Raw genomic sequence first — 13,887 nt, 5'->3', positions numbered from 1 at the left:
TTTGCACATCAGCCCCGCCGCTCCTCACTTGCGCAGCGATGTGCTGATCATCGGCGCTGGCAGTGCCGGGTCTGTTGCAGCAGAACGTATTTCAGCTGATGAGAACTGCAGTGTCATCGTAGTCGAGACGGGTCCGGCACCGTTTGACCCGAAGGTGAGCACCCAGATCACAGATGCGGTGCGGATGCCGATCGGCACCGCCAGCTCGGTGGTGCGGCACTTTGCGGCGACGTTGACTGATGAACCGAGGCGCGTGGGGCACATCATGCGTGGCGCGGTGGTGGGTGGGTCCGGAGCTGTCAACGGCGGCTATTTCTGCCGCGCGTTGCCAGAGGACTTCCAGAGCTGGTCGATTCCAGGCTGGTCATGGGCTGATGTGCTTCCGCACTTCCTGGCGGTTGAGAACGATCTTGACTTCGTCGGGCCGCTGCACGGATCCGAAGGTCCGATACTCGTTCGTCGGGTTTCCGAATTTGACGGGTGCACAGAGACTTTCGTGAATGCTGCCACTGAAATGGGCTATCCATGGGTGGCTGATCTCAACGGCGCGGCTCCGGATAGGCCGCTATCGGCTGGTATCGGGGCCGTACCACTGAATATCGACGGCGGTATCAGAATCGGGCCGGGAGGTGCCTTCCTGCAGCCGGCACTCGACCGGCCCAACCTGACGTTGATCGCGGATACGCGGATCACGCGGATCAGGTTCGACCGCGGGATCGCGATCGGCGCGGACGGCATTGGCCCCGACGGGCCGGTCCAGCTGTCCGCTGACCGGATTGTGTTGTGCGCGGGCGCAATCGGCTCTGCGCAGCTCTTGATGCTGTCGGGTATTGGACCTGAGGAGGTGCTCGTAGGTGCGGGTATCCCCGTGGTGCAGAATGCACCGGTGGGCATGGGGACGAGCGATCACCCCGAATGGGTGCTACCCGTGAACTGGACGCCGACGCATGACCTTCCTCCTGTGGAGGCGATCCTCACCACGCCCAACGGCCTCGAGATCAGGCCGTACACGCGGGGCTTCGGCGCCATGACGGAGGGTCAAGGCGTCGATCCAGCCGATCGACCACACATTGGCGTCGCGCTGATGCATCCGCGGTCTCGGGGCAGGTTGCGGATAGTGTCGGACGAGCCTGCGGTGGCGCCGGTCATCGAGCATCGTTACGACAGCGACCCGCACGATGTGGCGATGTTGAGCGCCGGCGCTGAACTTGCACGTGAATTGGCGTCGTCGTCAACCGAAGTCGGGCATGCGACCTGGTCGACGTCCCAGCACCTGTGTGCGACGGCGCCGATGGGATCTGACGGTGATGCCGCGGCGGTCGTCGACGAGCGATGTCGGGTGCGCGGCGTCGACGGACTATGGGTCGTCGACGGGTCGGTCTTGCCGACCGTCACCGGCCGCGGCCCCCACGCCACGATCGTGATGCTCGGCCATCGCGCCGCCGAGTTCGTCGTCGCCTGACCGACTGGAGCCAAGTCTGCGAACGAACCCAAGCTGTTGGCCGTCCCGGCCCGGTGCCCATACCGCGACGAAGACGGCCGCGACGGCGAGCACTGTGGAAACGACAACCAGCGACATGTCCATCGCATCGAGGAAGGCCGATTCGGCGAGCTTCCTCAACGCAGGGCCCTGCGGGCCAAGCTGTTTGGCGATCTCGAGCGCGTTGGCGAGCGAGTCGGCAGCCGCGTCGCGGATCTGCTCGGGGAATGCGCGCAGGCTAGGAGCCAGCGCATTGGTGTACTGCGCGGCCAGCACCGATCCAGCGACGGCGATTCCGACCGCTGCACCGACCTCCCGGGTCGCGTCGTTGACGGCCGAGGCCACCCCCTGCTTTTCGGTGGGGACGGCGTTCATGATCGCCGACGTCGTCGGCGCAACGCATAGTCCGATTCCGGCGCTGGTGACCAGGAACGGCCACACGAGTTCGATGTAGGCGGAGTCGGCCTGCAGATAGCGCATGCTGAACAGCCCGACGGCCATCAGCAGCAGGCCGACGGACACCACGAGTCGCAGGCCGACCCTGGGAAGAATCAGGTGCATCGTTGCGCCAAGGACGATGATCGGCACGGCCACCGGCCCTAGCGCCCAAGCTGTTTGGAGCGGACTGTATCCAAGGATCAGCTGCATGTACTGCATGACGACGAAGAAGAAGCCGAAGTTGGCGAAGAACAAAAAGGTGATGCCGGCCGCTCCGGTGGTGAAGTCCGGCCGCATGAACAGCCGCACGTCGAGCAGCGGATGCCTACGTCGCAGTTCGACGACAACGAACGCCATGGCCAGTGCGACACCGGCCGTCATGCATCCCCATACGACAGGGTGAGTCCACCCGCGAACCGGTGCCTCCACCACGCCGAACACGAAGACCGCGACGGCGCCGCCGATGAGCACCGCGCCGACCCAGTCCACCGGAGTGGCGGTCTCGTCCCGCGAGGAACGGATGGTGCACGTGCACACGAGCAGCCCAAGGCTTGCGACGGCAAATGCGTAGAACACCGACTGCCATCCGAAGAAGTGCAGCAGTATTCCTGTTCCCATGAAGCCGACGATCGCTCCAGAACTCGCGACGCCCGCCCAGATACCGATGGCCTTGTTGCGCTCGCTTTTCGGGAAAGCGGCGGTAAGCAGGGACAGGGTGGCGGGCATGATGAATGCCGCGCCGATACCCGCAACCGCGCGCGCGGTGATGATCTGCACCGGGCTGTCGAAAACCGTCGGCGCGAGCGAGGCGATCGCAAAGATCGCCAGTCCGACAAGCAGCGCACCGCGCCGCCCGTATCGATCACCGAGTGCGCCGGCAGGCAACAGCAAGCAGGCGAGTACCAACGTGTACCCGTCGACGACCCAGGTGAGTTGCGCCTGGGTCGCCCCAGTGTCGAGCGCGATGTCAGGAAGCGCGGTGTTCAGCGCGACCATCGAGGAGATCACCAGCAGCACGTCGACAGCCGCGACCGTCAACAACCAGAACCGGCCGAATTTCGACAGGGAGGCCAGGTTGGCGTCGATATCCTGATCAGACCGGACGAGGGTATCGACCATAATCGGCACCTACTTTCGGTCGGGCTATTTTTGAGACTAACAGTCTCGTTCCGAGATCGACAGTCTTGTTCCCGGATGGAAGGGGGCGCAAACCATGACCGAGGGGCGCAATGATCCACGACCGGCGCGGTCGCGGGCCCGGCTGCTCGATGCCGCGACCACGCTGCTGCGCTCGGGAGGCCCGAGCGCGGTGACCGTCGACGCGGTCACCCGAGCAGCCAACGTGGCTCGCGCCACGCTCTACCGACACTTCCCGAGCGGAAATGATCTGCTGGCGGCGGCATTTCACGCACTGATCCCGCCGGCGCCGACGCCCCCCGCCGAAGGTTCGTTGCGGGACCGGTTGATCGAGCTTGTGCAGGCGCAGGCCGATTTGATCGCCGAGGCTCCGGTCACGCTGACTGCGATGTCGTGGTTGACCCTGGGTGGGGACCTCGAGAGACTGCCTGGCGCACCGCATCGGGGCTCGCAGGACAGCCCCGAGGTGCGTACTCTGCGCGAGCGTGTCGCCGAGCAGTACGCAGCGCCGTTCGAGGCGATTCTGAGCAGCCCGCAGGCGATCGCCGAACTCGGTGACATCGACCGCACCAAGGCGGCGGCCTTGCTTCTAGGCCCGATCGCCTTGGGCAAACTGTCGACCTTGCCGGACTTCGACTATCGCGAGATTGCGGTCTGCGCCGTCGACGGTTTCCTCGCCACCCATCGCAAGAAAGCCGAGGGGCTCAGCGCAGCGAGTAGCGAATAGGCAGATGCTTGAGTCCGCCGACGAACGTCGTCGCGGACAGCTCGGGCTCGCCGGCCAATTCGATGGACTCCAGGCGGGGCAACAATTCGGTGAAGAGGCTGTTCATCTCCATTCGGGCCAGCGCGGCGCCAAGGCAGAAATGCACGCCGTAACCGAAGGCCAGGTGCTTGTTCGGGTCGCGGCCGACGTCGAACCGGAACGGCTCGTTGAAGACGTCCTCGTCACGATTGCCCGAAACGTATGCCAGATAGACGGATTCACCCTTGGCGATCGGCACGCCACGGACGGTGGTGTCCTCGGCCGCAGTCCGCATGAACTCCTTCACCGGCGTCGCCCAGCGGATCATCTCCTCGACCGCGGTCGGCATCAGCTCCATGTTGTTCCGCACACGCGCTAGCTCCCCGGGGTTCTGGATGAGCGCGTGCAGGCCGCCGGAGATCGCGTCCTTCGTGGTGTCGTGGCCGGCGCTGGCGACGATCACGTAGTAGGACAAGGTGTCCATATCCGACATCAGTTCGCCGTCGACGCTGCCGTTGGCTATCGCGGAGGCAAGATCGTCCGTCGGGTTGGCGCGTCGCGACGCCGTCAAGGCCCCGAAGTAGTTGAAGAAGTCCGCCAGCACAGCCAACAGGTCCTCGGACGAACCGCCCCGCTGGTGCTCCTTGTCGTCGCCGCCGAACATCTCCTGTGTCAGCTTCATCATCCGCAGAAAGTCGTCCTCGGGCAGGCCGAGCAGCGAAAGAATCACGTACAGAGGGAAATTGACTGCGATGTCCTCGACAAAATCGCATTCGGGTCCGATGTCGCGCATCGTGTCGACGTAACGCTTGGCGAGTTCGTCCACTCGAACCTTTAGCGCGCGCATCGCCTTCGGGCGGAACCAGTCCGCCCCGATGGCGCGAACCTTGCGATGGTGCGGGTCGTCCATGTGAATCAGCGTGCGGATGCCCAGACCGGCTTCTTGTTGTGCCTTGAGCACATCGTCGACCTCGGCGGCGGCCAGCAGCGGGCGCGGCTCCGATAGAAACAGGTCGTTGGCCCGCTCGATTGCCATGATGTCTTCGTGCTTGGTGATCGCCCAGAACGGCCGGTACGGCGGGTTGTCGACCCATGCCACCGGATTATTGGCCCGCAGGTGGGTAAGCGCGGTATGCAACCGGTCGTCGTCGGCGTAGGCGGTCGGGTCGGCCAGCACCCTGGCGGCCTCGTCCATCGTGCGCGGGCTCATCGACTCTCCCTGAGGGTTGGGCTGGAAGATAACTTGACGGGTGTCAAGTTAGCAGTCTAGGGGATCGGCGCATCGGCGATCCAGGGTTATGCCGCAAGGCTGCGTAGGCTCGAACTCCGTGCAGCCAGGCACGGCTCGAAGCCTACGAGTGGTCTTGATCGTCGTGATGGCGACGGTGCTGGTGGTTGCGCTCGGACGGCTCGTCGGCGCATCGCCGGGAGCGGCCATTCCGGCAATCCTCGAGCCGCCGTCACCGGTGGTCCCCACACCCGCGCCACAGTCGGATACGTCTCTGGTGCAGACGGCCAGCGGCACGGTGCGCGGCCAAGTCGAGTGGGATCATCGGCTGTTCGCCGGTATCCCTTACGCGGCACCGCCTGTGGGCCCGCTGCGCTTCCGTCCGCCCGCACCGGCACCGGCCTGGGAAGGGATACGCGATGCCACCAAGCCGGGGTCGCGGTGCATCCAGGACCCCGGTGCCGATCCGGAATTCGGCAAGCAGAGCGATGAGGACTGCCTGAACCTGAACGTGTGGACTCCCGCGATGAAGGGAGCGCCGCGGCCGGTCATGGTGTGGATCCACGGCGGCTCGTTCACCGGTGGCAGCGGCAAGATCTACGACGGCCGGTGGCTCGTGTCGCGCGGCGACGTCATCGTCGTCACCATCAATTATCGGCTCGGGACGCTGGGGTTCCTTGCCCATCCGGCCCTCGGCCCGGCCGGCGACGTCGGCAACTACGGATTGCAGGACCAGCAGGCGGCATTGCGCTGGGTCAGGGACAACATCGCCGACTTCGGCGGCGACCCGGACAAGGTGACCGTCGCAGGGGAGTCGGCGGGCGGCATGTCGGTATGTGATCACCTGGTGGCGCCGGGCTCGAAGGGATTGTTCCGCGCGGCGATCATTCAGAGTGCGCCGTGCGGCGCTCAGGCCGACCTGCCGACCGCAGAATGGCACAGCGTCGACTACGCCGCCAAAGTCGGATGCGGAGATCCGAAGACCGCCGCGGACTGCCTGAGGTCATTGCCGCTGGACAAACTGCGAGAACCGGTGACTTTCTACAACATCGGCGACGACGCGCTGGCCGGACCCGTGACCGGCAGCGCGGCGCTTCCGGTCGATCCGGTCACCGCGATCGCACAGAATGAGGCCGCACGTGTACCGGTGCTGATCGGCACGAACCGCGATGAGTTCACGCTCTTCGTTGCGCTGCAGTATTTGCGGTTCGGAGAGGTCTACACCTCCGAGCGGTATCCGGAACTGCTGCGAGATACGTTCGGCGCCAATGCTGTTGCCGTCGGCGAGCGCTACCCGCTCAGCGATTACGGCGGCAATGTGCCATCCGCGTACTCGGCCGCGGTCACCGACGGGGTGTTCTCGTGTGTCAACGAGCGGATGGGCGACGACCTCGCCCGGGTGGGGCCGGTCTACGCCTATGAGTTCAACGACCGCAATGCGCCCGCGCCGGAGGCGATGCGCACATTGCCGTTTCCGGTCGGCGCCAGCCACTCATTAGAGCTGCGCTTTCTCTTCGAGATCGGCGGTGCAGAGCCGTTGGACCCCCCGCAACAGAAACTGTCGGACCAGATGCTCGACTACTGGAGCCGGTTCATCGCCGATGCGTCGCCCGATGCCGTCGGCCAGCCGGAGTGGCCCGCCGTTGGTGCCGACGGCGCCGGGCAGCCGTGGATGTCGTTGCAGCCCGACGGCAGTCGCGTCGTCACCGACTTCGACGACAGCCACCAGTGCGCGTTCTGGGCGAACCTGCCCGGCTGATCCTTAGGCTTGCCAGATGCCGACCCCCGATCCCCGGACGTTCGCCGAGGAGTGGGTGCGCGCGTGGAACGCCCACGACGTGGAGGCCGTGCTCGCGCATTTCCACGACGACATCGAGTTCACCTCGCCGGTGGCGGCGCGCGTGCTACCCGACTCTAAAGGCGTGGTCCGTGGCAAGGATGCGTTGCGTCACTATTGGACAACGGCCTTGACGATGCTGTCCGACCTTCACTTCGACGTCATCGGGGTGTACCAGGGCGAGTCGACGCTGGTGATCAACTACCGGAACCACCGAAGCGAACTGGTCAACGAGGTGCTGACCTTCGACGGCGACCTGGTGCGAGTGGGTCACGGCACGTATCTGCGCTGACGTTTTCGTTGAGTCTGCGGTGATGGCGACGAAGTGCGAGAGACCGCCGCCGCCGACGCAGAATCAACTCGCGTGACCCAGCAGGTGATGTCGGCCGACGATGGTCAAAAACGACGTGTATCAGTGCCGCCGCTGGCACGATCAAAGCTCGTGGAAAGCGATTCAACTCGTCCGCGCTTGGCCGGACTGCATCACTTTGGGATTTCGGTGGCCAACCTTGAGCGCAGCATTCGTTTCTATTGCGACGTGCTCGGCGCTGATCTCTTGATGGCGGATACCCCCGAGGGTGAGGACAGCCGTCGTTTCCCAGGGCGCGCGGCGATTCTGAGCCTGGGCGGCCAAGTGTTTGACCTGTGCGAGCATTCGAGCAACGCAGGTGAACGGTTCGACCCTGTGCGTACCGGTCTGGATCATTTCGCGCTTGAGGCTGAGTCTTTGGATGACCTCCGGGCATGGGCGAGTTGGCTTGACACCTCTGGTGTTGCGCGATCGGAGATCCGGAACGTAGCCGGGGACCTCGGAACAATGTTCGACTTCGTCGATCCTGACGGAATCCAGATAGAGTTCGCCCGCTACAACCTCGGCTGAAGTGAGCCGATGGTGACCTCGGCGAGCCCGGGCTCCATGCGAACCACATACGGGGCGAGCGACGCGAAATACGCCACCCGGACCATCGCTGCCGTCGAGAACTGGCGGGCACCGCCCGGATGTCCGGCGAGGCGTTTCCACATCTTGTAGGTGGTGGTCGGAGCGGCCATGGCGAGCTACCTTACTCTGGAGTAAGAAAGCGCCACCGCAGCGCGGCCGCGCGGGCCGCCTGCCAGCGCGGCAATGCCATGGCCAGGGATTTGGAGCAACCACAGATCTGAGGCATACTGTTCGGGTTGCCTTGAGCCGGGTTTGCGCCTGGCCGGGCATACAACCGGCGCCCAAACGGGCGCACACGGTGCCATCTTCGACGAAGGCGGAATTTCCGTCGAGTCGAAGTGCGCGTGCGGGTGACACACCCGACCGCGGGGACCGGTGAACTTCAGACAGGTAAACAGCGGCGGCAACACCAGCGCTGTGTCCGCGTGGATAACCCACGGGGGCGAAGCGCAGGGACCAGGTCCGGTAACGGGCCGGCCGATGTACGAAGCAGGAGCGAGGTAGGAGAAGCGTGGCGGGACAGAAGATCCGCATCAGGCTCAAGGCCTACGACCACGAGGCGATTGACGCCTCGGCGCGAAAGATCGTTGAAACGGTCACCCGTACAGGCGCCAGTGTCGTAGGTCCAGTGCCGCTGCCGACCGAAAAGAACGTGTATTGCGTCATCAGGTCCCCGCATAAGTACAAGGACTCGCGGGAGCACTTCGAGATGCGCACGCACAAGCGACTGATCGACATCCTCGACCCGACGCCGAAGACCGTTGACGCCCTCATGCGCATCGATCTGCCGGCCAGTGTCGACGTCAACATCCAGTAGGAGACCCACGAGAAATGGCTAGAAAAAGCATTCTGGGCACCAAGCTGGGCATGACGCAGGTGTTCGACGAGAACAACAAGGTCGTGCCCGTGACGGTCGTCAAGGCCGGCCCCAACGTTGTCACGATGATCCGTACTCCGGAACGCGACGGTTACAGCGCGGTGCAGCTCGCCTACGGCGAGATCAGCCCGCGCAAGGTGAACAAACCGCTGTCCGGGCAGTACGCCGCGGCGGGGGTCAACCCGCGCCGTCATATCGCGGAGTTCCGGCTCGACGACGAGGCCGCCGCAGCAGAATTCGAGGTCGGCCAGGAGTTGACCGCCGAGATCTTCAGCGACGGCGCCTATGTCGACGTGACGGGCACCTCCAAGGGCAAGGGTTTCGCGGGCACCATGAAGCGTCACGGTTTCAAGGGCCAGGGCGCGAGCCACGGCGCGCAGGCTGTGCACCGTCGTCCAGGCTCGATCGGTGGCTGCGCCACCCCCGGCCGTGTGTTCAAGGGCACCCGCATGTCGGGCCGGATGGGCAGCGACCGCATCACGACGCAGAACCTGGTGGTGCACAAGGTCGATGCCGAGAACGGCGTGCTGTTGATCAAGGGCGCGATCCCCGGTCGCAACGGCGGACTGGTGACGGTCCGCAGCGCAATCAAGCGAGGCGAGAAGTAATGGCCACCAAGACCGTGAAGATCGACGTTCACACCCCGGCAGGCAAGAAGGACGGCTCCGTCGAGCTGCCCGCCGAGCTGTTCGACGTCGAGCCGAACATCGCGCTGATGCATCAGGTGGTGACGGCGCAACTGGCGGCCGCCCGTCAGGGCACGCACTCGGCCAAGACCCGCGGCGAGGTCCGCGGTGGCGGCCGGAAACCGTACCGGCAGAAGGGAACCGGCCGTGCCCGACAGGGTTCGACGCGGGCTCCCCAGTTCACCGGTGGCGGCGTGGTGCACGGCCCCAAGCCGCGCGACTACAGCGAGCGGACCCCGAAGAAGATGATTCGTGCCGCACTGCTCGGCGCGCTGTCCGACCGGGCCCGCAACGGCCGCATCCACGCGGTGACCGAGCTCGTCGAGGGGCAGACGCCGTCGACGAAGAGCGCCAAGACGTTCCTGGCCACGCTGGTCGAGGGCAAGCAGGTGCTCATCGTCATCGGCCGCAGCGACGAGGCCGGCGCCAAGAGCGTGCGCAATCTTCCTGGCGTCCATCTGCTCTTGCCGGACCAGCTCAACACCTACGACGTGCTGCACGCCGACGACGTGGTGTTCAGCGTCGAGGCGCTGGATGCCTACATCAGCGCCAACACGAAGACTGACGAGGAGGTTTCGGCCTGATGTCGACCATCACCGATCCGCGCGACATCATCCTGTCGCCGGTCATCTCCGAGAAGTCCTATGCGCTGATCGAGGACAACGTCTACACGTTCGTCGTCCACCCCGACTCGAACAAGACCCAGATCAAGATCGCGATCGAGAAGATCTTCAAGGTCAAGGTCTCGTCCGTGAACACCGCCAACCGCCAGGGCAAGCGCAAGCGCACCCGCGCAGGCTACGGCAAGCGCAAGAACACCAAGCGCGCCATAGTCACGCTCGCCGAGGGCAGCAAGCCGATCGATCTGTTCGGAGCACCGGCGTAACCGCCGGGTAAGGGATTAGAAGACATGGGAATTCGCAAGTACAAGCCGACGACCCCCGGTCGCCGCGGTGCAAGCGTCTCCGACTTCGCCGAGATCACTCGCACGGAGCCGGAGAAGTCGCTTGTGCGCCCGCTGCACGGCAAGGGCGGACGTAACGCGCACGGCCGAATCACCACCCGGCACAAGGGCGGCGGCCACAAGCGCGCCTACCGCGTGATCGACTTCCGTCGCCACGACAAGGACGGCGTCGACGCCAAGGTCGCACACATCGAGTACGACCCGAACCGCACCGCCAATATCGCGCTGCTGCACTACCTGGACGGCGAGAAGCGCTACATCATTGCGCCGCAGGGTCTGGCGCAGGGACACATTGTCGAGTCCGGCGCGAACGCCGACATCAAACCCGGCAACAACCTGCCGCTGCGCAACATCCCCGCAGGCACGCTGATCCACGCTGTGGAGCTGCGTCCGGGCGGCGGCGCCAAGATGGCCCGCTCGGCAGGCGCGTCGATTCAGCTGTTGGGCAAGGAAGGCACCTACGCCTCGCTGCGTATGCCCAGCGGTGAGATCCGCCGTGTCGATGTGCGCTGCCGCGCCACCGTCGGCGAGGTCGGCAACGCCGAGCAGGCGAACATCAACTGGGGCAAGGCCGGCCGTATGCGGTGGAAGGGCAAGCGCCCCACCGTTCGTGGTGTCGTGATGAACCCGGTCGACCACCCGCATGGCGGCGGCGAGGGCAAGACCTCCGGTGGCCGTCACCCGGTCAGCCCGTGGGGCAAGCCCGAGGGCCGGACCCGTAAGCGCAATAAGCAGAGCGACAAGCTCATCGTCAGACGCCGGCGCACCGGCAAGAAGCACCACCGGTAGGAGTAGCCGATGCCACGCAGCCTGAAGAAAGGTCCGTTCGTCGACGACCATCTTTTGAAGAAGGTCGACGTACAGAACGAGAAGAACACGAAACAGGTGATCAAGACCTGGTCTCGCCGGTCGACCATCATCCCCGACTTCATCGGGCACACCTTCGCGGTGCACGACGGCCGCAAGCATGTCCCGGTGTTCGTCACCGAGGCGATGGTCGGACACAAGCTTGGCGAGTTCGCACCCACCCGCACGTTCAAGGGTCACATCAAAGATGACCGGAAGGCCAAACGGCGATGACCTCTGTTGAGACCGAATACCCGAGCGCGACGGCGAAGGCCCGCTTTGTCCGCGTGTCGGCGACCAAGGCGCGCCGGGTCATCGACCTGGTGCGCGGTAAGACCGTGTCCGAAGCGCTCGACATCCTGCGCTGGGCGCCGCAGTCGGCGAGCGAGCCGGTCGCCAAGGTGATCGCCAGCGCCGCCGCCAACGCGCAGAACAATGACGGGTTGGATCCCTCGACGCTCGTCGTCGCCGCCGTCTACGCGGATGAGGGTCCGACGGCCAAGCGCATCCGGCCGCGCGCGCAGGGACGTGCGTTCCGAATCCGCAAGCGCACCAGCCACATCACGGTGATCGTCGAGAGTCGTCCGGCACGCGGTGAGCGCGCCGGTCAGTCGGCCAGCTCAACCCGTTCGCGTCGCGCGCAGGGCAGCAAGGCCGCCGCCAAGAAGGCGCCGGCGAAGAAGGCACCCGCAACGAAGGCGACTGCGCAGAAGGCGACCGCTGAGAAGGCACCGGCAAAGAAGGCCGCCAAGAAGGCTTCCGCGGCCGCGAAGTCGGCGACATCGGGCACTGCATCAAAGGCTTCTGACGAAGCGAAGGGAGGCTCGCAATAGTGGGCCAGAAAATCAACCCCCACGGCTTCCGGCTCGGCATCACCACCGACTGGAAATCCCGGTGGTACGCCGACAAGCAGTACAAGGACTACGTCAAAGAAGACGTCGCGATCCGTCGGCTGCTTGCCACCGGTCTCGAGCGCGCCGGTATCGCCGACGTGGAGATCGAGCGCACCCGTGACCGGGTCCGCGTCGACATCCACACCGCAAGGCCGGGCATCGTCATCGGCCGTCGCGGCACCGAAGCCGACCGCATCCGGGCCGACCTGGAGAAGCTGACGAAAAAGCAGGTTCAGCTGAACATCCTCGAGGTGAAGAACCCTGAGTCGCAGGCTCAGCTGGTCGCCCAGGGTGTCGCCGAGCAGCTCAGCAACCGCGTGGCATTCCGTCGCGCGATGCGCAAGGCCATCCAGTCCGCGATGCGTCAGCCCAACGTCAAGGGCATCCGGGTGCAGTGCTCCGGCCGCCTCGGCGGCGCCGAGATGAGCCGCTCGGAGTTCTACCGCGAGGGCCGCGTTCCGCTGCACACGCTGCGCGCCGACATCGACTACGGCCTGTATGAGGCCAAGACGACGTTCGGCCGCATCGGCGTGAAGGTCTGGATCTACAAGGGCGACATCGTCGGCGGCAAGCGCGAACTCACCGCCGCCGTTCCCGCGGGCGCCGATCGTCCGCGCCGCGAGCGTCCGTCGGGCAGCCGTCCGCGTCGCAGTGGCGCGTCGGGGACCACCGCCACGAGCACCGAAGCCGGTCGCGCGGCATCCGGCGGCGAAGCCGGCCCCGCACAGTCGGGTACCGAGGAGGCACCCGCCGTCGCGGAGGCGTCGACAGGCACCGAGGCCGCTGCAGGCGCTGCAACCGAGGCGACCCCGGAGTCAACCCAAAGCACGGAGAGCTAGCCATGTTGATTCCCCGTAAGGTCAAGCACCGCAAGCAGCATCACCCGCGTCAGCGCGGCATCGCCAGCGGCGGTACGACGGTGAGTTTCGGTGACTACGGCATCCAGGCACTGGAGCACGCCTACGTCACCAACCGGCAGATCGAGTCAGCTCGTATCGCGATCAACCGGCACATCAAGCGTGGCGGCAAGGTGTGGATCAACATCTTCCCCGACCGCCCGCTGACCAAGAAGCCTGCCGAAACCCGCATGGGTTCGGGCAAGGGTTCGCCGGAGTGGTGGATTTCCAACGTCAAGCCGGGTCGCGTGCTGTTCGAGTTGAGCTATCCCGACGAGAAGGTCGCCAGGGAGGCGCTGACCCGCGCCATCCACAAGCTGCCGATCAAGGCACGCATCGTTACCCGAGAGGAGCAGTTCTGATGGCAGTAGGAGTGACGCCGGGCGAACTGCGCGAGCTGACCGACGAAGAGCTGCATGAGAAGGTGCGCGAGTCGAAGGAAGAGCTGTTCAATCTGCGCTTCCAGATGGCGACCGGCCAGCTGGCCAACAACCGTCGGCTGCGGGTAGTGCGTCAGGAGATCGCGCGCGTGTACACCGTGCTGCGCGAACGTGAGTTGGGTCTGGCTTCCGGACCCGTTGGTGAGGAATCGTAATGGCAGAGAAGGCAACCAAGGGTCCGGCGTACACCCCGCGGACCGAGAAGCCGCGCAACCGTCGCAAGACGCGCATCGGCTACGTGGTGAGCGACAAGATGCAGAAGACCATCGTGGTCGAGCTGGAGGACCGGGTGAAGCACCCGCTCTACGGCAAGATCATCCGCACCACGACCAAGGTCAAGGCGCACGACGAGAACGGCATCGCGGGCATCGGCGACCGGGTGTCGCTGATGGAGACCCGTCCGCTGTCGGCCACCAAGCGCTGGCGGCTCGTCGAGATCCTCGAGAAGGCCAAGTAGCAGTTTCTGCGCGAGCAGACGCA

General features: G+C 65.2%; 19 protein-coding genes. 16 read left to right on the top strand and 3 right to left on the bottom strand.

The features are described from left to right. Positions 1-28 precede the first annotated feature (28 nt). Positions 29-1,462: a mycofactocin dehydrogenase MftG gene (gene mftG, locus D6M19_RS19775; RefSeq protein WP_123026947.1), complete on the top strand. Its 1,434-nt coding sequence runs from the start codon at positions 29-31 to the stop codon at positions 1,460-1,462. On the opposite strand, the gene D6M19_RS19770 is transcribed toward mftG, so the two are convergent. Beyond that, entirely contained in the window at positions 1,358-3,037 is a 1,680-nt protein-coding gene (locus D6M19_RS19770) for an MFS transporter (protein WP_123026946.1), read from the bottom strand. The two genes, mftG and D6M19_RS19770, sit on opposite strands and share 105 nt — an antisense overlap. A gap of 94 nt (positions 3,038-3,131) precedes the next feature. On the opposite strand from D6M19_RS19770, the gene D6M19_RS19765 reads away from it, so the two are divergent. After that, the gene (locus tag D6M19_RS19765) at positions 3,132-3,782 is read left to right on the top strand and encodes a TetR/AcrR family transcriptional regulator (protein ID WP_123026945.1); all 651 of its coding nucleotides are present in this window, start codon (positions 3,132-3,134) and stop codon (positions 3,780-3,782) included. On the opposite strand, the gene D6M19_RS19760 is transcribed toward D6M19_RS19765, so the two are convergent. Then, the gene (locus tag D6M19_RS19760; protein WP_123026944.1) at positions 3,760-5,010 is read right to left on the bottom strand and encodes a cytochrome P450; all 1,251 of its coding nucleotides are present in this window, start codon (positions 5,008-5,010) and stop codon (positions 3,760-3,762) included. The genes D6M19_RS19765 and D6M19_RS19760 overlap by 23 nt on opposite strands. A gap of 166 nt (positions 5,011-5,176) precedes the next feature. On the opposite strand from D6M19_RS19760, the gene D6M19_RS19755 reads away from it, so the two are divergent. The 3 genes from D6M19_RS19755 to D6M19_RS19745 all read left to right on the top strand — a co-directional run bounded on the left by D6M19_RS19755 (position 5,177) and on the right by D6M19_RS19745 (position 7,745). Continuing rightward, positions 5,177-6,787, top strand: a complete 1,611-nt coding sequence (locus D6M19_RS19755) for a carboxylesterase/lipase family protein (RefSeq protein WP_123027003.1) — start codon at positions 5,177-5,179, stop codon at positions 6,785-6,787. Positions 6,788-6,803: 16 nt separating this feature from the next. After that, positions 6,804-7,157, top strand: coding sequence for a nuclear transport factor 2 family protein (locus D6M19_RS19750; protein WP_123026943.1), 354 nt, complete (start codon positions 6,804-6,806; stop codon positions 7,155-7,157). Positions 7,158-7,229: 72 nt separating this feature from the next. Beyond that, entirely contained in the window at positions 7,230-7,745 is a 516-nt protein-coding gene (locus tag D6M19_RS19745) for a VOC family protein (protein WP_164478585.1), read from the top strand. Here the strand turns inward: D6M19_RS19745 and D6M19_RS19740 are convergent. Beyond that, complete coding sequence (locus D6M19_RS19740; RefSeq protein ID WP_123026941.1) at positions 7,730-7,915, bottom strand: hotdog family protein; 186 nt, start codon at positions 7,913-7,915, stop codon at positions 7,730-7,732. The two genes, D6M19_RS19745 and D6M19_RS19740, sit on opposite strands and share 16 nt — an antisense overlap. Before the next feature lie 401 nt (positions 7,916-8,316). Here D6M19_RS19740 and rpsJ point away from each other — a divergent pair, with 401 nt between their 5' ends. From rpsJ to rpsQ, 11 genes are read left to right on the top strand one after another with little or no spacing between them, the layout of a single operon-like run. Continuing rightward, a complete protein-coding gene (gene rpsJ, locus D6M19_RS19735; protein ID WP_003883485.1) occupies positions 8,317-8,622 on the top strand; it encodes a 30S ribosomal protein S10 in 306 nt (101 codons plus the stop codon). A gap of 14 nt (positions 8,623-8,636) precedes the next feature. Then, positions 8,637-9,290 (top strand): 50S ribosomal protein L3, encoded by a 654-nt coding sequence (gene rplC / locus D6M19_RS19730; RefSeq protein WP_123026940.1) that lies wholly within the window; start codon positions 8,637-8,639, stop codon positions 9,288-9,290. Further along, on the top strand, positions 9,290-9,952 hold the full coding sequence (rplD, locus tag D6M19_RS19725; protein WP_123026939.1) for a 50S ribosomal protein L4: 663 nt from the start codon (positions 9,290-9,292) through the stop codon (positions 9,950-9,952). Before rplC ends, rplD begins: the two co-directional genes overlap by 1 nt. Beyond that, the gene (gene rplW, locus D6M19_RS19720; RefSeq protein ID WP_123026938.1) at positions 9,952-10,254 is read left to right on the top strand and encodes a 50S ribosomal protein L23; all 303 of its coding nucleotides are present in this window, start codon (positions 9,952-9,954) and stop codon (positions 10,252-10,254) included. The genes rplD and rplW overlap by 1 nt, the downstream gene beginning before the upstream one ends. Before the next feature lie 24 nt (positions 10,255-10,278). Beyond that, positions 10,279-11,121: a 50S ribosomal protein L2 gene (gene rplB, locus D6M19_RS19715; RefSeq protein WP_123026937.1), complete on the top strand. Its 843-nt coding sequence runs from the start codon at positions 10,279-10,281 to the stop codon at positions 11,119-11,121. Between the two features lie 9 nt (positions 11,122-11,130). Further along, positions 11,131-11,412 (top strand): 30S ribosomal protein S19, encoded by a 282-nt coding sequence (gene rpsS / locus D6M19_RS19710; protein WP_010908582.1) that lies wholly within the window; start codon positions 11,131-11,133, stop codon positions 11,410-11,412. Next, positions 11,409-12,011, top strand: coding sequence for a 50S ribosomal protein L22 (gene rplV / locus D6M19_RS19705; RefSeq protein ID WP_123026936.1), 603 nt, complete (start codon positions 11,409-11,411; stop codon positions 12,009-12,011). Before rpsS ends, rplV begins: the two co-directional genes overlap by 4 nt. After that, positions 12,011-12,910 carry a 30S ribosomal protein S3 gene (rpsC, locus tag D6M19_RS19700; protein ID WP_123026935.1) on the top strand — a complete coding sequence of 300 codons (900 nt, stop codon included), beginning with the start codon at positions 12,011-12,013 and terminating at the stop codon, positions 12,908-12,910. The genes rplV and rpsC overlap by 1 nt, the downstream gene beginning before the upstream one ends. Positions 12,911-12,912: 2 nt before the next feature. Next, entirely contained in the window at positions 12,913-13,329 is a 417-nt protein-coding gene (rplP, locus tag D6M19_RS19695; RefSeq protein WP_123026934.1) for a 50S ribosomal protein L16, read from the top strand. Further along, positions 13,329-13,562: a 50S ribosomal protein L29 gene (gene rpmC, locus D6M19_RS19690; RefSeq protein WP_123026933.1), complete on the top strand. Its 234-nt coding sequence runs from the start codon at positions 13,329-13,331 to the stop codon at positions 13,560-13,562. The genes rplP and rpmC overlap by 1 nt, the downstream gene beginning before the upstream one ends. Continuing rightward, a complete protein-coding gene (gene rpsQ, locus D6M19_RS19685; RefSeq protein WP_123026932.1) occupies positions 13,562-13,864 on the top strand; it encodes a 30S ribosomal protein S17 in 303 nt (100 codons plus the stop codon). The genes rpmC and rpsQ overlap by 1 nt, the downstream gene beginning before the upstream one ends. Positions 13,865-13,887: the final 23 nt, after the last annotated feature.

The organism is Mycolicibacterium stellerae, assembly GCF_003719305.1.
Taxonomy (GTDB): Bacteria; Actinomycetota; Actinomycetes; order Mycobacteriales; family Mycobacteriaceae; genus Mycobacterium; species Mycobacterium stellerae.
This window is presented reverse-complemented; position numbering and strand designations above follow the sequence as displayed.